Below are 20,350 nucleotides of genomic sequence, written 5' to 3'. Positions count from 1 at the left end.
GACCCCTGACCCCAGGGGGTCCGTTGGCCCCCAACCCCCGGTGAACCCTTGGCTCCCCTCTCCTCCAGAATCTCCGCGCCGCGGCGAATCCTGCTGGGCCTGGCGCTGCTGACGGCGCTGCCGGCCTCCGCCACGGACATCGTCACCTTCAGCCAGGGCGCGCTCATCATCCCGGAGCAGGCGACCTTCCAGCAGGGCTGTGGAAGCCTGTCGGCCTACGGCCTGGTGTGGCGCCTCTTGCAGTCCAACGAGGCGGGCGGCTTCAACGCCAACCACCCGGTGACGGTGTACCTGGCCATCGACGACACGAAGCGGTCCCCCAACCGCTGCGTGCCCACCAACAAGCACCTGCCGCCGTCGCCGAACAACGGCCAGTGGAACGACCCCAGCTGGAACGACGGCTGCGACTTCCACATCAGCCGCTCGGACGCGGCGCCCGTCGTGCCGGTGCCGCCCCTGCAGGCGCTGCCCTCCGGGGGCCTGTTCCCCGAAGCGAACGTGGACAACTTCACCACCAGCACGGCCGAGGCGCGGCCGAACTTCACGCGCGCGACGCTCAACACCGCCAGCAACTTCCGCGACGTCCAGTACATGGGCGGCGCGTTCATCATCGACGCGAAGGACGCGAAGAACGCGCTCGACTTCCTGAACTCCTCCACCGGGCCGGACGCGCCGAACAAGTTCCGCACGCCGTGCAACTGCGACACGTTCACCAACGGCAGCGGCTGCTTCTACGTGCGCATGCACCAGGCCACCATCGAGTTCAACGCGCCCATCGGCCGGCGCCTCAACCGCGTGCCCCCGAAGATCGCCCTGCTGGACCGGGACGACCACGACGCCGGCGACAGCTCCTACGTGAAGGGCGGCATGCTGGACGACTACCTGCGCAACGCGGGCCTGGACTTCCCGGGCGCGGGCGGCTGCCCCCAGGGCACCACGAAGACGTGCACCCGCAACGGCGGGCAGCCCGGCCTCATCTACGACGCGCTCCACGCCAACGCGGACCTCGTCTCCACCTCCGCGTTCCCCCACGGCCTGCTCAACGCCGTGGACCCGGTCACCCAGCGCCCCCGCTACCGCGTGTTCTGGGCGCCGCACTGGGAGCTGGGCAACAGCACGCGCCCCGAGTACCGCGACAACGGCGACGGCGCCGTCAACCAGGCGGAGAACGTCCTCAACAACATCGCGTTCTTCACCCACCAGCGCGGCAACGGCCTGTTCGCCGAGTGCGCCAGCATCTGGTCCTACGAGCACACCTCACGCCCGGATGGCTCGCTGGTGCCCACCTCGCGCTTCCAGGGCGACGGCGTCTTCGAGAAGAACCAGCTCGACAACGGCGCCAGCTGGAACGGCCGCAACTGCACGGACCCCGACTACCGCAACGAGTCCTCGCCGCGGCCCGCGTGCATCCTCTACCCCAACCCGGGCGACCCCTTCTCCCAGCTGGGGGACTTCCGCTTCAACAACGTGGCGGGCCACACGGAGAACTACCGGACGACCTACAAGAACGGCGTGCGGCGACTGGCGGTGAGCTGGAAGGACTACGCCCCCGGCCAGCAGTACGACAACGCGACGCAGGTGGCGGCGGACGTGGACCATCGCGGCCACGACTTCTTCTCCTTCAACCAGAAGGACAATGATCCGCAGAAGGCCACCGTCGTCTACCTGGCGGGCCATGACTTCAAGGGGAGCGTCGCGGGCACGCGCATCGTGCTCAACACGCTGCTCAACCTGGGCAGCGAACCGCTGCAGAGCGAGCGCACCGTGTCCGCGCCGGTGGCGCTGGACGACACCAACGGCAGCGACACCAATGGCTCGCGCGCCCTCCTGTTCAAGACCTCCTACAACGCCGTGACGGGCTACCCGCCCGGCGCGGACACGTACACGCCCGCGCAGGGCTCGCACTGGGTGTTCCCCTACTACCCGGGCACGCTGCGCGCGCACTCGCTCATTGGCGGGGACGCGCTCGCCAACGGGGAGAACTCGCTGTCGGACGGCACCCTCTGGAATGCGGACGCGCGCATGCCCGCGCCCGGCGACCGCAACCTCTTCACCTACTTCGGCGGCGAGGTGACGCAGAACCCGTCGCTGGGCGCCGGCCGCTCCGCGCCGCACGGGGTGCTGCAGGTGGGCTGGCAGCCGGAGGAGGTCTCCGGCACGCGCATCAACAAGAGCTACGGCACCGCCCCCAACCCCAACTGCGTGGACGTGCTGAAGCTCAGCCGCGCCCAGGAGCGCGACGGCACCTTCCGCTACGACTTCGTGAAGGGCGGCGACGGCGTCTGTGACTTGCAGCAGGCGACGCAGTACTCGCCGCAGCTGGGCGGCTCCGACTTCGGCATCACGAACGAGCTCATCAACAAGGGGCAGCTGCTCAACGACTTCAACGCGGTGGCGATGATGCTCCAGCGCGTGCGCGGCTACTGCTACGCCACGGTGTCCGGCCGCGACGGCGCCAACGAGACGCCCATCCTCCAGCCCACCCAGGCGCAGTGCAACAACGACGCCGCGGACAACAAGGCGCACCTGGGCGGCTTCATCCACTCGTCGCCCGTGGTGGTGCCCGCCAGCACCTTCATCCCGGACCGCAACGCCGCGCGGCCCACGGTGGCCTACGCGGCGGGCCTGGACGGCCAGGTCCACGCCTTCTACGTCTCCGGCGGCGCGCGCTACGACGGCCCGGCGGAGGCGCTCCAGTTCCCCAACCCGGACGCCAGCGCGCGCTTCAAGACGGACTTCGCCCAGCGCTTCCGCAACGGCACCCTGCCCCTGCCCGGTACGGAGCTCTGGAGCTTCCTGCCGGCCACGCAGCTGTCGGGCCTGCGCAACAACACCGCGCGGGTGAACAGCGCGCCCGTCGTCTTCGACGTGTTCGCGGACTTCGTGGGCACCGGCCGCCGGGAGTGGCACACGGTGCTCGTCGCCAACGTGGGCCAGACGGGGCGCGACCTGTTCGCCCTGGACGTGACGAACCCGCTCAAGCCCGTGCTGCTGTGGCACCTGGTGGGCAGCCACTACGCCACCTCCAGCGCGCCGCACGCCGTGGTGGCGCTGACGGACCGGGGCCTGGGCGGCACGGACTGGACGTACACCTGGGACGAGGACTCCAGCCTCTTCCTGCTGCCGCCGCGCGCGGACCCGGGCCGCGCGCCCAGCGGCCTCTATGACTACAGCGGCCTGGGCGGCTCGCGCGGGCTGTCCGTGGGCGTGAGCTGGGCGGGGCTTTCGCCCGTGTACACCGTCTTCGTCGCCTCCAGCAGCTCCGGCGCGCCGGCGGTGACGGGCTCGCCGGGCTCTCCCGCCAAGGGCGTGCAGGTGTTCGCCATCGACGTGGCCACCGGCCAGAAGCTGTGGCAGTGGCAGCAGGCCTACGCCAGCAGCGTGGACAACAGCGCGCCGGCCGCGCCCACCGTGTCGCAGGACTCGAGCGGCGCCGCGCGCCTCTACGTGGGCGACATGGAGGGCCGGCTCTGGGAGCTGGACGCGTCCACCGGCATGAACGTCAACGTGGCGCGCCTGGGCCCCGTGTGCAGCGACGCCGCGCCCTGCAAGTACACGGCGATGAACATCGGCGGGCTGCCCGTCACCAGCCAGCCCATCAGCACCAACGTGGGCCTGGCGCGCATCCCGCGCGACGCGGCGGACACCTCCGCCTTCGGGCAGTACAAGGGCAAGGTGGTGGCCCTGGTGGGCACCGCCGGCATGGACTGGGTGCCGGACTCCGTGGGGGGCCGCTTCCACGCGCTGCTTTTGGACGCCGGCCTGCGCCTGCCCCTGGGCATGGACGGCAAGCGGCTGGACGGCTCGCCCATCAGCGCGAACCTGGCCCACACCGAGGCCACCACCTTCGGCGTCCTCCAGGAGCCCGCGCCCTTCCCCCTCGTGTTCGCCGCGCCCGAGCACGTCTACGGCAACATCACCATCGCGGGGCGCACCGCGTACTTCAGCACCGCGGAGGAGTCCGTGAACGACCCCATGCTGCTGAGCGCCTCCGTGCGCGGCCACACGTACAGCATCGACCTGGGCAACACGCCCGCCGCGCAGCGGGACATCCAACCGATGAGCGGCGCGTCGCTGGCCAACTACGGCGGCGTGGCCGTCTACCACCGCGACAGCGGCGGCACGTCCCAGGACTACATCGTGGGCGCGGAGGTGAGCGCCCTGCGCGTCACGCGCATCGACAACGGGAGCAACGAGGGGGCCTCCAGCCCCACCTCGAAGAACTCCGTGGCCGGCGAGAACGGCGTGCTCTACCAGCTCCTCAACTGGAGCCAGAGGTTCCTCGAATGAGAGCCCTTCCCTCTTCCTCCCGCCGGGGCAGCGGCCTGCTGGAGGTGCTCATCTCCATGAGCGTCCTGGCGCTGGCGGCCGTGGGCGCCGTGATGGGCATGGTGGCCGCCACCCGCGACGTGAAGGACGGCCAGGTGCTCCAGGGGCGGCGCATGCTGCTGGAGGCGCGCGTCCAGCGGCTGTGGCTGGCGTCCAAGCTGGAGCTGGCGAACCAGGCCGTCGCGCGGCCCGCCATCTACCCGTCGGAGCTGGCCCTGGGCGCGGCGCCCTGGCAGCTGGACCCCAGCACGCCGCAGGCGGGCGACGTGGGCACCGGCGCCTACTTCCGCGTGCGCCCCACGGGCCAGGTGGAGCCGGCGCTGGACGTGCCCAGCGGCACGCCCTGCGACGCCACCACCCCGGACACGGTGCTGCCCCGCGACGTCTACTGCCGGGAAATCCTGGTGACGCAGGGGCTGCCCAGGGACCTGCCACCCGCGGCCCAGGCCCTGGTGCCCACCGGCGCCCTGCCCTTCACCTTCTGGACGCGCGCGTTCCGCAAGGGCGACAGCCTGGAGCGCGCCATCGTGCACAGCGAGGTGTTCGTCCAATGAGGCTCCGCTCGAAGCTCCAGTCGAAGCTCCGGACGAAGACCCGCGGCATGACGCTGCTGGAGACGATGGTGGCCGCGGCGCTCGCCACCATCATCCTCGCGGCGGCCACGGCGCTGCTCTTGGCGGGCGGGCGCGTGGTGCACAACACGGAGCACGTGGCGGACAGCCACGACCACGCGCGGCTCGCGGGAGAGACGCTGCTGTCCGCGGTGCGCCAGGCCGGCGCGGGCATGTCCGAGGGCCTCTGGGTGGTGTCCGGCGGAACGCCCCAGCGCATCAACCCCGTCTTCGGCGGGGACGGCGCGGGCACGGGCGTGCTCGCCGCCACCACGTCCGGCAACGCGCCGGGCACGGACGGCAGCGACGACCTGTGGCTGGTGGTGCCAGACCGCAACTACCTGGGCCGCGACTGCGCGCCGGGCGCGGCGATGTCGGTGGTGAAGAGCGGCACCGGCCCCATCGAGGTCAACTGCGTGGGCACGCCCAGCGGCGCTGTGCCCGCCAACCCGATGCTGGTGGCCAGCAACATGAAGAGCGGCGCGTTGCTCACCCAGGCGTCGGTGACGAGCACCCCGCCCACGGCCACGGTGAACTACCTGGAGGCCGGCGTGCCGGGCTTCTCCAACGCGCCCCACAAGGGCGGCTTCCAGCGCACGGACATGGTGTACTCCGTGCGGCTGTTGCACTTCTTCATCGGGACGAACCCGGCCAACGGCCGCAAGGCGCTGATGCGCGCGGAGGGCAAGCCCGGCGGTGACGTGGCGGGGCGCCCCTTCGTGGATATGGGCGCCCCGGTGGTGGTGCAGGACTTCGTGGAGGACCTCCAGGTGGCCTTCGGCGTCGACGCCACGAACTCGGGAGACCCGGCCCACTACGACTTCCAGAACGGCTTCAAGCCCGAGTACACGCCGGGCCTGCGCTCGGTGCGCGTCAGCGTGGTGGCCACGGGCCGCTCGCCCCGCCGCGACACGCGGGACCAGGCCGTCCTCTCCGAGGACCTGCCGCTCACGGTGGAGAACCACACGCCCGCCGCCGTGCCCGCGGACGGCTATTTCCGCAGCCTCTTCTCGCGCCGGGCGGAGCTGCCCAACCTGGCCTCGGCCAGCCTGTGAGTCCGTCTTCCGTGAGGTCCTCCGCCATGTCCCCGCGCCCCTCGTCCAGAGCCCCCCGCTCCACCCGCGGCGCCACGCTGCTGCTCGTCGTGCTGCTCGTCACCGTGCTCCTGGGCCTGGTGGCGGGCGTGATGGCCTACGCCAGCAGCGAGCGCACGCGCGCCGTGACCTCCAGCCGCACGGGCCAGCGCCAGGGCTGCGCGGAGAGCGGCTTGCAATTGGCGCGCGCCTACTTCGGCCGCAACTTCGCGAAGTGGAACACCTTCCTGGGCGCGCCGTCCGTCTACGACCCCATCGCCTCGCCCACCAACCCGTCGCCCGCCAACCCGCGCACCGCCGCCGGACGCGCGGCCATCAAGGCGGTGAACCCGGCGCTGTTCGCGGACCTGGACGGCGACGGCAAGGACGACGTGTACCTCTACGTCCGGGACAACGAGGACGAACTCAAGCCGCTCCCCCCCGAGTGGAACCGCGACAATGATCAGAACGTCGTCGTGGGCGCCCTGTGCATCAGCGACACGCTGATTCCGCGCCGGGGCGACACCAACCAACTGGACCCCAACGTGCTCGCCGTGGAGGGGCTGCTCAAGTCCAGCGGCGGCGGCGAGGTCTACTCGGCGCAGGCGGGCGGCGGCACGGGCTCCGGCAACATGAACCATTGAGCCGTGAGCCCGCCGGGCGTGCGAAGCTGACGTCCATGCCCACGCTCGAAGACGCCATCGCCCTGGCGGTGGCCGCGCACCAGGGTCAGCGCGACAAGGCAGGACAGCCCTACATCCTCCACCCGCTGAGGGTGATGCTGCGTCTGTCATCCGACGCGGAGCGCACCGCGGCCATCCTCCACGACGTGGTGGAGGACACGCCGTACACCCTGGAGCGCCTGCGGGAGATGGGCTACCCGGAGGACGTGCTGTCCGCGCTGGACTGCCTCACGAAGCGCGAAGGCGAAACCTACGAGGCCTTCATCGAACGGCTGCGTCCCCACCCCCTGGCCCGCCGCGTGAAGCTGGCGGACCTGGAGGACAACATGGACGTGCGCCGGCTGAAGGACGTCACGCCCAAGGACGCCGAGCGCCTGTCGCGCTACGTGGCCGCCTGGACGCGCCTGCGAGCGGAGTAGGAAAAGACGACGGCCCGGCGACCCTCCCATGAAGCGAGGGCGGCCGGGCCGCGACACCGCGTGACGCGCGCGCCTTACGCCTTGGCGAGCTGGCGGAGCACGTACTGGAGGATGCCGCCGTTGCGGTAGTAGTCGAGCTCGTTCGGCGTGTCGATGCGGCACAGCGCCGTGAACTCGATGGGGCCCTTCTCACCGGTGGCCTTCACGGTGAGCTTCTTCTGCGGCGCCAGCCCCTCCGCGATGCCGGTGATCTCGAACGTCTCGTGGCCGGTGAGGCCCAGCGACTGCGCGTCCTGGCCCGCCTCGAACTGCAGGGGCAGCACGCCCATGCCCACGAGGTTGGAGCGGTGGATGCGCTCGAAGCTCTTGGCGATGACGGCCTTCACGCCCAGCAGCTGCGTGCCCTTGGCCGCCCAGTCGCGGCTGGAGCCCGTGCCGTACTCGGCGCCCGCGAGCACCACCAGGGGCGTGCCGTCCGCCTGGTACTTCATGGACGCGTCGTAGATGCTCATCCGCTCGCGCGTGGGGATGTGCACCGTGACGCCGCCCTCCACGCCCGGAACGAGCAGGTTCTTCAGGCGGATGTTGGCGAAGGTGCCGCGCACCATCACCTCGTGGTTGCCGCGGCGCGCGCCGTAGGAGTTGAAGTCCTTGGGCTCCACGCCCTCCGCCATGAGGTACTTCGCGGCGGGGCTCGTCTTCGCGATGTTGCCCGCGGGGGAGATGTGGTCCGTCGTGACGGAGTCACCCAGGAGCGCCAGCACGCGCGCGCCCTTGATGTCCTGCACGGCCTTGGGCTCCTTCGGGAGGTTCTCGAAGAAGGGCGGCTTGCGCACGTAGGTGGACTTCTCATCCCACTGGAACGTGGAGCCCTTGCTCACCTGGAGCTGCTGCCAGAGCGTGTCGCCGTCCATGGCGTTGGCGTACTGGCTGCGGAACTGCTCCGGCTTCACGGCCGTGCGGATGGTCTCCTTGATCTCCTCGTTGGACGGCCAGATGTCCTTGAGGAACACCGGCTTGCCGTTGGGGTCCGTGCCCAGCGGCTCGTTGTCCAGGTCGCGGCCCACTTCACCGGCCAGCGCGTACGCCACCACGAGCGGGGGGCTCGCCAGGTAGTTCATGCGCACGTGCGGGTTGATGCGGCCCTCGAAGTTGCGGTTGCCGGACAGCACGGCCGCCACCACCAGGTCGCCCTCCACCACGGCGTTGGACACGGCCTCCGGCAGCGGGCCGGAGTTGCCGATGCAGGTGGTGCAGCCGTAGCCCACGACGTGGAAGCCCACGGCCTCCAGGTAGGGCAGCAGGCCCGCGTCGCGCAGGTACTCCGTCACCACGCGGCTGCCCGGGGCCAGGGACGTCTTCACCCAGGGCTGCGGCTTGAGGCCCTTCTCCACGGCCTTCTTCGCCAGGATGCCCGCGGCCACCAGCACGGCCGGGTTGGACGTGTTGGTGCAGGACGTGATGGACGCGATGACCACCGCGCCGTGGCCCACCGTGTAGCTCTGCTTGCCCGCCTTCACGGTGACGGACTGGGCCAGCCGCTCCGGGGGCACCGGGGCCGCGGGGGCCTTCGCGCCGCCCTTGGGGCCCTCGTCGTCCTCGCCCTTGCTCTTGCCGGCGGACAGCATCTCCACGAGCGACGACTCGTACCCGGCCTTCATGTCCTTCAGGGGCACGCGGTCCTGCGGGCGCTTGGGGCCCGCGAGGCTGGGCACCACGGCGGCCAGGTCCAGCGCCAGCGTGTCGCTGAAGAGCGGCTCCTGGGCGCCCGCGTTGAGCCACAGGCCCTGCTCCTTGGCGTACGCCTCCGTCAGCGCCACCACGTCATCCGGGCGGCCGGTGAAGCGCAGGTAGTTGCAGCTCTCCTCGTCCACCGGGAAGAAGCCGATGGTGGCGCCGTACTCCGGGGCCATGTTCGCGATGGTGGCGCGGTCCGGCAGCGACAGGTTCTTCAGGCCCTCGCCGTAGAACTCCACGAACTTGCCGACGACGCCCTTCTTGCGGAGCATCTGCGTGACGGTGAGCACCAGGTCCGTGGCCGTGGCGCCCGCGGGCAGCTTGCCGGTGAGCTTGAAGCCCACCACCTGCGGAATGAGCATCGTGATGGGCTGGCCCAGCAGCGCGGCCTCCGCCTCGATGCCGCCCACGCCCCAGCCCACCACGCCCAGGCCGTTGATCATCGTGGTGTGGCTGTCCGTGCCCACCAGCGTGTCCGGGTACACCGTCTTGCCCTGGCGGAACGTCACCTGCGCCAGGAACTCCAGGTTCACCTGGTGGCAGATGCCAATGTCCGGGGGAACGACGCCAAAGCCCTTGAACGCGCTCTGGCCCCAGCGCAGGAAGGCGTAGCGCTCGCGGTTGCGCTCGAACTCCAGCTCCGCGTTCTCCTTGAAGGCCGCGGTGGTGGCGAACGAGTCGATCTGCACCGAGTGGTCGATGACCAGGTCCGCCGGGTTGCGCGGATTGATTTTGGCGGGGTCACCGCCCATGGCGGCCAGGGCCTCGCGCATGGCGGCCATGTCCACGACGGCCGGCACGCCGGTGAAGTCCTGGAGCAGCACGCGCGCGGGGTGGAAGGAGATCTCCGTCTCCGGGGCGGCCTTGGGGTCCCAGGCGAGCATCTTCTCGATGTGCTCGCGCTTGACGACGCGGCCGTCCTCGTTGCGCAGCAGGTTCTCCAGCAGCACCTTGAGCGAGAACGGGAGGCGGTTGACCGCCGGGTGGGCCTTCGCCAGCGTGGCCAGGCTGAAGTAGTCGTAGGTGGCCGAGCCGACCTTGAGCTGGGCCTTGGTGCCGAAACTGTCCGTCATGTGCGTTGCCGTCCTTCCGTGCCGGAATGACGCAACTTCTAGGCGTGTCCCCCCCGGCATGCAAAGGGTTCCTGCACCGCGTTGAAGACGGTGGACGGTTGCCTTGGCCCCCGGGCTTACGGCCCCGCTCAGAGCACCTTGCGGAAGAAGTACAGCACGCGCTCCACGGCCTTCTGCCAGAGGGGCCGGCGGCGGAAAGCGGCCAGGTCCACCTCGCGGCAGTTGCCGCAATCCAGACGGAACGAGTCCTCCAGGTCGCGCCCCAGCCGGGGATCCGCGAAGACGGCGTTCACTTCGTGGTTGAAGGCCAGCGACAACCGTTCCAGGTTGAACGACCCGATGGTGCCCCACACGCCGTCCACGACGGCCGTCTTGGCGTGCAGCACGCCCCGGCGCCACTCGAAGATGCGGATGCCGGCCTCCATCAGCGGCTCGTAGAAGGCGCGCGTCGCGTGCTCCAGGAACGGGTGGTCGCTCTTGCCCCCGTTGAGCAGCAGGCTCACCTCCACGCCGCGCTTCGCCGCGTCCTTGAGCGCGGCCACCATGCGCCGGTCCGGCACGAAGTAGCCCGCGGCGATGAGCACGCTGGCCCGCGCGCGCTGGATGGCGTGCAGGTACGCGCGGTGGATGCTGCGGCGGCTGGACAGCACCGCCAGTCCCACGTCCCCCCGGGGGAGCAGGGCCCTGGGCGCGTGCGCCCCGCCGCGGATCTTCCGGCGCAGCCGGCTCAGGCGGTCGCGGAACATCATCCGCCACGTGGCCAGGAAGCGCCGCTCCAGCTCGTGCACCGCCGGGCCTTCAATCCGCAGCACGTCGTCGCGCCACGCCACGCCCTGCCCCTCCGGGGCCCAGTGCGCCGCGATGTTCACCCCGCCCGTGAAGGCCACCGTGCCGTCCACCACGAGAATCTTCCGGTGGTCCCGGCGCAGCAGGTGGCGCAGTCCGCGCTGGAGGCTGAAGGGCTTGAACGCCCGCACGTCCACGCCGCGCTGGCGCAGGCCCTCGAAGAAGCTCCTGCGGCTGGTCCAGGAGCCCACCGCGTCGTAGAGCACCTTCACGTGCACGCCGCGCTCGGCGGCCTCCGCCAGCGCCTGGCCGAAGAGCTCGCCCACCGCGTCGGTGACGAACATGTACGTCTCCAGGCGGATGGAGCGGCGCGCGCGGCGGATGGCCTCCAGCATCTCCGGGTAGGCCTCCACGCCGTCGCGCAAGAGGCGGCACGCGTTGCCCTGGAGGGTGGGGTGGTGCTGCGGCAGGTAGTAGCGGGCGAGCAGGCGCCGGGACACCCCGTCGCTCCACACCGGAGCGTGCTCGGGCACCGGCCCCGTCGAGCGCGCCAGCTTCGGCGCCGCTGGAACCAACCCCTCCGTCTGCCCGTCCTCCCCCGCCAGCTCACGCATCACCCTCTTGAGGGTGGGAACGGGGGGAGGGACCGGCAACCCGGACGGGCCCTGCCCGCCTTGCTGGCGGGGTTGCACCGTCCGCCAGACAACGGCCGGGACTACAGGCCGTACTCGACGCGCTTGTTCTCCGCGCGCGTGGCGCACGGCTGGTCGTACTCGGGGAAGTACTCGCGCATGTGGTCCAGCGTGGCGGCGGCCTGCTTGAAGTGGCCCTGGTTGTAGTAGCCCTCCACCTCCAGCAGCAGCTTGGAGCAGGTGCGGTCCAGCTCCATCTGGGCGCGCTTCATGGCCTCCTGGGCCTCGAAGTAGAGGTCCGGCTTGGGGTCCGGGTGGGCCTCCAGCATCAGCCAGGCCTCGCGGAAGGCCTTCCAGGCCTCGTAGCGGTTGCGCGCGCCGATGTCCGGCGTGTCGAAGTTCTTGCGGCCCTTCTTGAAGGAATCGCTGGCCGTCTGCACCAGTTGCTGCGTGGAGAGCTGTTCAGGCAGCAGCGCGCGCTCCACCCAGACGTTCCACACGCGCCAGGTGTCCTCACCGGGCGGGTTGCGGGTGTTGTCGAAGATGATGCGGTTGGGCTCGCCCTTGCGCAGCTGCTGGGGCGGGATCATCAGCTCCAGCGAGCGCTCCTGGCTGGCCATCGTGTCCGGGGGCACCTTGCCCACGTCCACGCCGTTGACGCTCACCACCACCTCGTCCTTGGAGATGCCCTGGGCCTGGTAGTGGAGGATGACCACCGCGCGCGTCGCGGCGACGAACTCCCACTCGAAGACCTTCATGTCCGGCCGGTTCCAGGTGACGCCGTCGCCCAGGCCGAACGAGTCGTTGATGGGCTGGTTGGACAGGCGCACGGGCTCCTCGCCCTTCTGCACCTTGTCGTCGCCGCCCAGCACCAGCCAGTACATGAGGGCGAAGAGGCCCAGCACCACCACGCCGCCGCCGGCCATCACGCCCGCGCGGACCTTGGAGTTCGCCTCCGCCCAGAACAGGCGCAGGTTGGCCACCAGTCCCGGCGTCTCACGGCGGATGCGGGCGCGCTCGGCCGCGGACAGGCCGCTGCCGCTGGAGGCGCCGGCACGCGGCGTGCGGGCCACCGCGCGGGACGACTGCGAACCGGTGCGTCGCGCGGGCGGGGGCGCGGGGGCCGGCTTTTCAATGGCGGCCGGAGCGTCCTCTTCCGGCGGGGGCGGCTCCTGCGGGATGGCGCGCTGGGCGTTGGAGGTGGGCCGGCGGATGGCGCGCATGTTCATGCGCGTGGACTCCGCGCGGATGCCCTGCAGGTCCTCCTCGTCCGCGCCCTCTGGCACGAGCGCCGCGGCGGCCTTCTTGTTGCGCTGCTTGCGCAGGGAGTCGAGGGAGACGATGCGCGTGCTGTTGGCGCCGTCCTCCGCGGGCTTCTCGTCCTCGCCGGTGGGCGCGTCCTCCGCCGCGAGCGCGAAGAGGAACGTCACCGGGCCCAGCGTCAGCGTGTCGCCGTCCTTCAGTGTCTGCTTCTGCACGGCCGTGCCGTTGACCAGGGTGCCGTTGGCGCTCTTCTGGTCCTCCACCGCGTAGCCGTCTCCGTCCTGGAAGATGCGGCAGTGGCGGCGGGAGATGCCGGGGTCGTAGAGCACCACGTCGCACTCGGAGGTGCGCCCGATGAGCACGGAGTCCTGGTCGAAGACGAACTCCTTGCCGGCGTCTTTTCCCTCGGAGATCGTCAGTTGGAAGGCCATGTCGTCCTAGGAGCCTATCGAGGCATGTACGGCTCGGGCAACGGCGGCGCGCGCGCTCGCCGGCTCCAGCACTTCCGCCTCTCCCCCGAAGGATAGCACCCACTGCGTGAGCCAGCGCTCACTGTCTCCGGCCACCCGCACCTCCACCCCTCCGTCAGCGAGCGGGCGGGCGTCCTGGCCGAAGCGCTCCTTCACGTAGGGCGCCGCCGTGGGAGTGAAGCGCACCCGGACGGAGGCCTCGCTGGCGCCGCGCGCCGGGTTGGGCACGTCCGCGCGGGCGTCCGGCGGGGGCAGGAAGGCGGTGGTGGTGACGGCCAGGTCCTCCATGCGGTCCAACCGGAACAGGCGCGCGTCCTGGCGGGTATGGCAGAAGCCCTGGAGGTACCACTGACCGCGGTGGCTGAGCAGCTCGTAGGGGCGCACCCGGCGCGGCTCCGCGGGGCGGCCGGGGCTGGCGTAGCCGAACGTCACCTCCAGCCGCTCCAGGATGGCGCGGGTGAGCGGCCCCAGCGCCGGGGGCGCGTCCGCGGAGGCGTCGATCTTCCGGTACATGTCCCGGAAGCGCTCGCGGGCCGCGGGCGGGATGATGCCCTCCAGCTTCGTGAGGGCGCTCTGGAGCGCGTCGCCGGTGGCCGGGCGCAAGAGCTCCGCCGCGGCGGCCAGGGCCGCGGCCTCGCCCGCGGTCAGCCGGGGCGGCGCGAACAGGCGCTGATCCAGGTCCACGTAGACGCGGTCGTTGTCCACGTAGATGTCGATGTAGTCGTCCGGGTTGAAGGGCGGCCGGCCCACGCAGGTGAGCAGGTCCAGCTCCTCCAGCAGGTCCTCGCGGCTGATGTTGAGGGCCTTGGCCAGGGCCTCCACCGTGACGCCGGGGTGCTTGGAGACGTAGGGGACGAGGAACAGCAGGCGGCGCAGCCGCTCGTGGACGTTGCTCATGCGCTCACCCGCTGACCTTCCACCGGCGCGTGCTTCGCCAGGATGTTCGCCGCCATGTGCTCCAGGCGCTCGCGCGCCTCCGGAGGCCCCTCCATGCGGCAGTCCGAGCCCAGGGACAGGACGAAGCGCGCCAGCCCGTCCAGGAACGTCACCGGGAAGCGGGCCCGCACGACGCCCTCCCCCACCGGCTCCAGCGCCGCGCCCGGGAACAGCGAGCCCGCGCGCGAGGCCTGCGGCCCGGTGAGCTGGAGCGTCACCTCCAGGGGCTCGTGGAAGCGGTACTGCCAGGGGAAGTACGCCACGTGGGCGTCCAGCGAGAAGCCCGCCGGCACCTCGAAGTCCGGCGTGCGCGGCCGGGCGGTGTTCACCTTCAGCTCGCGGATGCGGTGGACGTGGAAGGTGCGCAGGCCCTGGCGCAGGTGGCAGTAGCCCACCAGCGTCCAGACGCCGCGCCGCAGCGCCAGGCCGTAGGGGTCCACGCGCCGCTCCGTGACGCCGTCCTTGCGCGGGCTGCCGTAGGTGAGCTGCACCCACTTGTGCGCGGAGCACGCGTCCCAGAGCTGCTCCAGGCGGGCGGAGACCTCCTTCTCCTGGCCCTCCTGGCCGGTGCCCAGCTCCATGCGCACGCGCGGGGTGGGCAGGGATTCGCCGGCGAAGAAGCCGATCTTGCGCAGCGCGTGCGCCAGGTCGTCGCGGCCCGGGAACGCGCCGGACGCGAGCGCGGCGGACCCGGCGGCGTAGAGGACGGCCAGCTCCTCCTTCGTGAGGTCGGCCTCCGGCAGGTAGTAGACGTTGCGGTCGACGAGGTAGCCGTCGCGCCGCTCGTCGTCGCCCTGCACGTAGCTCAGCGGGAAGCCCAGCTCGACGAGCTCCGCCTTGTCACGTTCGAACTTGCGTTCAGCGGCGTCGTCCGAGCCGCCGTAGTCCGCGGGGAAGTGCTCACGCAGTTCGGCCCACGAGATGGGTTCCCGCGCGTCGAGCAGCAGTGCCACGAGATCAAGGATGCGTTCCGTGCGGTCCATTCAGGAGATCGGTGACGATGGCGGACAGGACCCGGGAGATCAAGAGACCGGGGACTTCCGGGGTGGGAGAAGGGAGCAGGCCAGGAAAGGGACAGGAAGGGAACACGGGAGGGGGCTGGCTCCGTCCAAGGGGGAGATAGTCCCCCAGACCTGAACAGGCAAGCAGGTACAACCATGTACCCCTCGTTTCGTCCGCAAGGCAGCAGACAACCCCGGGCGTGGGGCTCGCACTCGGGGCGCGTCTGGGTTATTCCTTGGACCCTGTCGAATTGGGTGAGAAGCGACAGCGCGCCTCCGCCAGGGCCTCTGGTGGAAGCTCCGCTGGCTGCCGTGGGGGCGACGCGGCGGACGCAAGGCTTTGACGAGGGCTCGACCATGGACCGCACCTCCCTGCTGAAGACGTGGCTGCCCGGGCTGGCGCTGGTGCTGCTGGCCTTCGTCTCCACCCCGGCGCACGCCCGCTCCGAACCGCTCTACTTCGCGCTGGAGGTCCGGCGCGACGGGAGGCTGATCGCCCAGCCCAAGCTGCTGGGCGAGGCGGGCCGCACCCTGCGCGCCGAGCGCCGCCGTCCGGGCGCCACGGTGCCGGACTACCGGCTGGTGCTCACGCCCAAGGGCGAGGGCGACTCCTTCCAGCTCCAGGTGGACCTGTCCCTGCCTGAAGGGGAAGGCCACTCGCAGCTCGCGCTGCTGCACGGCCAGGAGCGCAAGCTCCAGCTGGGCCGGGTGCCAGGGGAGCTGGAGGTGTCGCTGCTCCTGATGAAGGTGGACTCCCCGGAGTTCCGCGCGCTGATGCGGCTCACGGACGAGACGCCCGGCACGGTGAAGTCCGTCTCCTGCTCCATCTAGGCGGCTTGCGCCCGGGGCCGCTACAGCACCGCCAGGTCGTCGCGGTGCACCGCCTCATCCAGGTAGCGGTAGCCCAGGACCGCCTCGATGTCCGCGCTCCGCCGCCCGGCGATGCGCTTGAGTTCGTTGGCGTCGTAGGTGGACAGGCCCCGGGCGAACACCGTCCCGGCCGCGTCCGTCAGGTCCACCGGGTCCCCCCGGCCGAAGTCTCCTTCCACGCCCGTCACGCCGCTGGGCAGCAGGCTGCGCTTGCCGGTGACGATGGCCTCCTTCGCGCCCGCGTCCACCACCAGCCGGCCCCGGGGCCTGAGCGCGTGGGCGATCCACGCGGTGCGCGCGCTGCGGCGGCCGGCGGGCTGGAAGAGCGTGCCCACGGCCTCCCCTCGCAGCACGTCGCGCAGGCGGCCGGGCACCGCGCCGGAGGTGATGACGCACGGGATGCCCAGCTCCGCGGCGCGAGCGGCGGCGCGCACCTTGGACGCCATGCCGCCCGTGCCCACCGCGCTGGTGGCGTCGCCGGCCAGGGCCAGCACGTCCGAGGTGACGCGCGGCACGGCGGGCATGAGGCGGGCGTCGGCGTCCTTGCGCGGGTCGGCGGTGTAGAGGCCCTCCACGTCGGACAGGAGGACCAGCGCGTCGGCCTCCACCACGCCGGCCACCAGGCTGGCCAGCGTGTCGTTGTCGCCGAACTTCAGCTCGTCCACCGACACGGTGTCGTTCTCGTTGATGACCGGCACCACGCCCGCGGCCAGCAGCCGGTCCAGGGCATGCTTCACGTTGAGGTAGCGCCGGCGCTCCTGCACGTCCTCGTGGGTGAGCAGCACCTGGGCCACCGTCCGCTCCGCGTGGCTGAAGGCCTCCTCGTACGCCTGCATCAGGCGGCTCTGCCCCACCGCCGCGCACGCCTGCTTGCCCGGGATGTCCCGGGGCCGCGCGGGCAGCCCCAGCCGCTCCATGCCCAGCGCGATGGCGCCGCTGGACACCACCACCAGCTCCCGGCCCCCGGCGGCCCACAGCAGGTCCTGCCCCAGCGCGTCGAAGTGGGCGCGGTTGAAGCGGCCGGTGGCGCTCGTCAGCGCGTTGGTCCCAATCTTCACCACCACGCGGCGGGCCTCGCGCAGGGCGTTGCGTGCGGAATCAGTCACGGCGGGCAGCGTAGGCTGGAACGGGAAATGACGCGCGTGGCCGGTTGTTCACCAGGCTTCGCGGCAGGCGCAAAACAGGGGCCGTTGTCATGAAACGCGGAGGGTCCCTGTCCATCCAATGCCTTGAATGGAGCGCGGGCCCTTCGATGTCCGCGCCAGGAGAAACGGTTTGAAGGAAATCTACGGCAACACCCTGGGCCTGAAGTCGAGCGAGCAGCAGCGGCTGCGCAACACGTTCCGCCGCCGCGTGGATCCGCGCGAAATCGTGTCCGCGGAGCTTGCCCGCCACCTCACCGAGCTGTCGCACGAGCTCAACCGTCAGGTGGGCGTCCTCATCAACCGCAAGGGCGACATCGAGCACGTCGTCGTGGGCAACGCGCACAAGCTGGAGCTGCCGGACATCGGCCGTGCGCGCGCCGGGCAGATTCGTCTGCGCGGCCTGCGGCTGGTGCACACGCACTTGAAGAGCGAACCCCTGACGAAGGACGACCTCACGGACCTGGCGCTGCTGCGCCTGGACTGCGTGGCGGCCGTGGGCGTGGGCAACGACGGTCTGCCCGGCGTGCTGCACTGGGCCTACCTGGTGCCGGAGAACGGCTCGGGTGAGTTCTGGCACGTGTCCACCCTGCCCTCCGTGCACGGTGAACAGCCGGACCTGCTGGCCACGCTGGACGCGCTGGAGGAGGAGCTCAACCGCAAGGCGGCCGCGCGCACCGTGTCCGGCCGCGAGCGCGCCATCCTGGTGGCGGTGTGCCTGGACGGCAACCGCGCGCGGGCGGAGTCCTCGCTGGCGGAGCTGAAGGAGCTGGCGCGCACCGCGGGCGTGGAGGTGGTGGACAGCGTGCTCCAGATGAAGCGCGAGGCGGATCCGCGCTACCTCATCGGCCGGGGCAAGCTGGAGGACCTGAACCTGCGCTCCATGCAGTCCATGGTGGACCTGCTCGTCTTCGACAAGGACCTCACCCCGTCGCAGGGCCGTCACATCGGCGATGCGACGAGCCTCAAGATCCTGGACCGCACGCAGCTCATCCTGGACATCTTCGCCCAGCGCGCGCAGACGGCGGAGGGCAAGCTGCAGGTGGAGCTGGCGCAGCTGAAGTACCGGCTGCCCCGGCTGGTGCAGGGGGATGACTCGCTCAGCCGCCTCATGGGCGGTGGCGTGGGCGGCCGCGGCCCTGGTGAGACGAAGCTCGAAATCGATCGCCGCCGCGTGCGCGAGCGCATCACGAACCTGGAGCGCCGCATCGACGTCATCAGCCGCGAGCGCAGCGTCCGCCGGGCGCAGCGCAACCGGCGCGAGGTGCCGGTCATCTCCATCGTGGGCTACACCAACGCGGGCAAGTCCACGCTGCTCAACGCCATCACCAACGCGGAGGTGCTGGCGGAGGACAAGCTGTTCGCCACGCTGGACCCCACCAGCCGCCGCCTGCGCTTCCCGCAGGAGCGCGAGGTCATCATCACCGACACGGTGGGCTTCATCCGGGACCTGCCCAAGGACCTGGTGGCGGCCTTCCGCGCCACGCTGGAGGAGCTGTACGACGCAAGCCTGCTGCTGCACGTGGTGGACGCGAGCGACCCGGCCCGCGACGACCAGGTGGAGGCGGTGGAGACCATCCTCAACTCGCTGGGCCTGATGGAGAAGCCGCGCCTGATGGTGTGGAACAAGGCGGACCAGCTGCCCGCGGACGAGGTGGAGGCGCTCCTGCGGTCGCGGGGCGGCGTGGCCATCAGCGCGGTGAAGCGCGAAGGGCTGGCGACGCTGCTGGCCAAGGCGGACACCACCCTGTTCGCCGAGGGTGCGTCCGAGTCCATCGGCGTGGTGTGACGGTGGGCGGGTTGTCGGCGCGGGGGCCCTCCCCGTAGAGTCGGGGGGCCTTGGCTCCCGCGCTGAAACTGCTCCTCCCGCTGTTGACGGCCCAAATCGAAGGTCTGCCCGGACAGGACTCCGGGCCGGACTACGACCGGCCCGTCTCGTCCATCACCACCGGCTACATCGAGCTGCTCGAGAAGAACAGCCACATCGTCTACCCGGTCATCGCCGTGGTGACGCTGCTGCTCATCGGCTGGGGCATCCTGTCCGCGTGGCGGACGCAGGACATGGACGGCCTGCAGAAGAACGAGTTCAAGCGCGCCATCATCAACGAGCTGCGCAGCAACATCAGCGGCATGCCCGGCGACCTGCTGGGCCGCACCATCGGGCTGGACCGCCTCAAGACGAACCGCCTGCTGGAGGAGATGCAGACGGAAGGGCTCGTCCTGAGCCACACCAACTCCGAGCGGCTCACCGTGTGGCGCGTGCGCGGCGCAGGCCCGGAAGCCAGGCCGCGCCGCTACTAGCGCTCCGTCGCTTCAGACGCCGGACAGCTCCGACTTCGGCTGGCGCGTCATCAGGTCCACCACCGCCGCCTTGGCGTTCTTGCCCTCGTAGGCGATGAGGTAGACCTGCTCGCAGATGGGCAGCTCCACGCCCGTCTTGAGGGACAGGTCGCGCGCGCTCTTCGCCGTCTTCACGCCCTCGGCGACCTCCTTCATCTCCGCGAGGATGTCCGGCAGCTTGCGGCCCTTGCCCAGCTCCATGCCCACGTGGCGGTTGCGGCTGAGCTCGCCGGTGCAGGTGAGCACCAGGTCGCCCATGCCGGACAGGCCGGAGAGCGTCAGTGGGTTGGCGCCCTTGCGCACGGCGAGCCGGGTGATCTCCGCCAGGCCGCGCGTGATGATGGCGGCCCGCGCGTTGTGGCCCATGCCCAGGCCGTCCGCCATGCCCGCGGCGATGGCGATGACGTTCTTCAGCGCGCCGCCGTACTGCACGCCCACCACGTCCGTGGACGTGTACGAGCGGAAGGTGTCCGTCTGCAGCGCCTTCTGACAGCGCTGGGCCACCTTGTCCCAGTGCGACGCGATGGTCACCACCGTGGGCATGCGCCGCGCCAGCTCCTTGGCGAAGCTGGGGCCGGAGAGCACCGCGACGTACGGGTGGAACTCCTCCGGCAGACAGTCCTCCAACAGCTCCGTCATGGTGAGCAGCGTGCCGTTCTCGATGCCCTTGGACACCGTGACCAGGGGCACGCTCTTCGGCAGGAAGGCCTTCGCGCGAGCGAGCACCTCGCGCGTGGCGTGGCTGGGCGTGGCGAGCACCACCATCTCCGAGCCCGCCAGCGCCTCCTCCAGGTCCGTGGTCGCGCGCACGCGCTCGGAGAGGGGGATGCCCTTCAGGTAGGTGTCGTTCTCGTGGCGGGTGTTGATGGCCTCCACGGTGGAGGGTTCGCGGCCCCACAGGCGGACTTCGTCGCAATTCACCGCGAGCACGTTGGCGAGCGCCGTTCCGAAGGAGCCTGCACCGATGACACTGCCGCGCATGAGA

At 70.9% G+C, this 20,350-nt stretch carries 15 protein-coding genes; 8 read left to right on the top strand and 7 right to left on the bottom strand.

From position 1 onward, the window contains the following. Nucleotides 1-48 precede the first annotated feature (48 nt). The 5 genes from AABA78_RS35220 to AABA78_RS35200 are packed head-to-tail and all read left to right on the top strand — an operon-like array spanning nucleotide 49 to nucleotide 7,115. Nucleotides 49-4,290: a pilus assembly protein gene (locus AABA78_RS35220; RefSeq protein WP_338269851.1), complete on the top strand. Its 4,242-nt coding sequence runs from the start codon at nucleotides 49-51 to the stop codon at nucleotides 4,288-4,290. Next, nucleotides 4,287-4,883 (top strand): PulJ/GspJ family protein, encoded by a 597-nt coding sequence (locus tag AABA78_RS35215; protein WP_338269850.1) that lies wholly within the window; start codon nucleotides 4,287-4,289, stop codon nucleotides 4,881-4,883. The genes AABA78_RS35220 and AABA78_RS35215 overlap by 4 nt, the downstream gene beginning before the upstream one ends. Continuing rightward, nucleotides 4,880-5,995 carry a PilW family protein gene (locus AABA78_RS35210; protein WP_338269849.1) on the top strand — a complete coding sequence of 372 codons (1,116 nt, stop codon included), beginning with the start codon at nucleotides 4,880-4,882 and terminating at the stop codon, nucleotides 5,993-5,995. The genes AABA78_RS35215 and AABA78_RS35210 overlap by 4 nt, the downstream gene beginning before the upstream one ends. 26 nt (nucleotides 5,996-6,021) lie before the next feature. Beyond that, the gene (locus AABA78_RS35205) at nucleotides 6,022-6,657 is read left to right on the top strand and encodes a hypothetical protein (protein ID WP_338269848.1); all 636 of its coding nucleotides are present in this window, start codon (nucleotides 6,022-6,024) and stop codon (nucleotides 6,655-6,657) included. A 35-nt stretch (nucleotides 6,658-6,692) separates the two neighbouring features. Further along, nucleotides 6,693-7,115, top strand: coding sequence for an HD domain-containing protein (locus tag AABA78_RS35200; protein ID WP_338269847.1), 423 nt, complete (start codon nucleotides 6,693-6,695; stop codon nucleotides 7,113-7,115). A gap of 74 nt (nucleotides 7,116-7,189) precedes the next feature. Here the strand turns inward: AABA78_RS35200 and acnA are convergent, their stop codons facing one another. The 5 genes from acnA to AABA78_RS35175 all read right to left on the bottom strand — a co-directional run bounded on the left by acnA (nucleotide 7,190) and on the right by AABA78_RS35175 (nucleotide 14,995). Further along, entirely contained in the window at nucleotides 7,190-9,925 is a 2,736-nt protein-coding gene (gene acnA, locus AABA78_RS35195) for an aconitate hydratase AcnA (protein WP_338269846.1), read from the bottom strand. A 128-nt stretch (nucleotides 9,926-10,053) separates the two neighbouring features. Then, entirely contained in the window at nucleotides 10,054-11,325 is a 1,272-nt protein-coding gene (locus AABA78_RS35190) for a phospholipase D-like domain-containing protein (RefSeq protein ID WP_338269845.1), read from the bottom strand. 101 nt (nucleotides 11,326-11,426) lie between these two features. Then, the gene (locus AABA78_RS35185; RefSeq protein WP_338269844.1) at nucleotides 11,427-13,037 is read right to left on the bottom strand and encodes an FHA domain-containing protein; all 1,611 of its coding nucleotides are present in this window, start codon (nucleotides 13,035-13,037) and stop codon (nucleotides 11,427-11,429) included. 6 nt (nucleotides 13,038-13,043) lie between these two features. After that, complete coding sequence (locus tag AABA78_RS35180; RefSeq protein ID WP_171420896.1) at nucleotides 13,044-13,973, bottom strand: helix-turn-helix transcriptional regulator; 930 nt, start codon at nucleotides 13,971-13,973, stop codon at nucleotides 13,044-13,046. After that, on the bottom strand, nucleotides 13,970-14,995 hold the full coding sequence (locus AABA78_RS35175; RefSeq protein WP_171420895.1) for a helix-turn-helix transcriptional regulator: 1,026 nt from the start codon (nucleotides 14,993-14,995) through the stop codon (nucleotides 13,970-13,972). Before AABA78_RS35175 ends, AABA78_RS35180 begins: the two co-directional genes overlap by 4 nt. A gap of 375 nt (nucleotides 14,996-15,370) precedes the next feature. On the opposite strand from AABA78_RS35175, the gene AABA78_RS35170 reads away from it, so the two are divergent. After that, nucleotides 15,371-15,844, top strand: coding sequence for a hypothetical protein (locus AABA78_RS35170; RefSeq protein WP_171420894.1), 474 nt, complete (start codon nucleotides 15,371-15,373; stop codon nucleotides 15,842-15,844). Nucleotides 15,845-15,864: 20 nt separating this feature from the next. Here the strand turns inward: AABA78_RS35170 and proB are convergent, their stop codons facing one another. Beyond that, nucleotides 15,865-16,989, bottom strand: coding sequence for a glutamate 5-kinase (gene proB / locus AABA78_RS35165; protein WP_338269843.1), 1,125 nt, complete (start codon nucleotides 16,987-16,989; stop codon nucleotides 15,865-15,867). A 169-nt stretch (nucleotides 16,990-17,158) separates the two neighbouring features. Here proB and hflX point away from each other — a divergent pair, with 169 nt between their 5' ends. Continuing rightward, entirely contained in the window at nucleotides 17,159-18,814 is a 1,656-nt protein-coding gene (gene hflX, locus AABA78_RS35160) for a GTPase HflX (protein ID WP_338269842.1), read from the top strand. 50 nt (nucleotides 18,815-18,864) lie between these two features. After that, the gene (locus AABA78_RS35155; protein WP_338269841.1) at nucleotides 18,865-19,326 is read left to right on the top strand and encodes a hypothetical protein; all 462 of its coding nucleotides are present in this window, start codon (nucleotides 18,865-18,867) and stop codon (nucleotides 19,324-19,326) included. A 12-nt stretch (nucleotides 19,327-19,338) separates the two neighbouring features. Here AABA78_RS35155 and AABA78_RS35150 read toward each other — a convergent pair whose 3' ends face one another. Next, the gene (locus AABA78_RS35150; protein WP_171420891.1) at nucleotides 19,339-20,346 is read right to left on the bottom strand and encodes an NAD(P)H-dependent glycerol-3-phosphate dehydrogenase; all 1,008 of its coding nucleotides are present in this window, start codon (nucleotides 20,344-20,346) and stop codon (nucleotides 19,339-19,341) included. Nucleotides 20,347-20,350 lie beyond the last annotated feature (4 nt).

The sequence above is a fragment of the Corallococcus caeni genome, assembly GCF_036245865.1.
In the GTDB taxonomy this organism is placed as follows: Bacteria; Myxococcota; Myxococcia; order Myxococcales; family Myxococcaceae; genus Corallococcus; species Corallococcus caeni.
The sequence above is the reverse complement of the archived record's forward strand: the minus strand, read 5'-3'. Positions and strand labels throughout refer to the sequence as shown.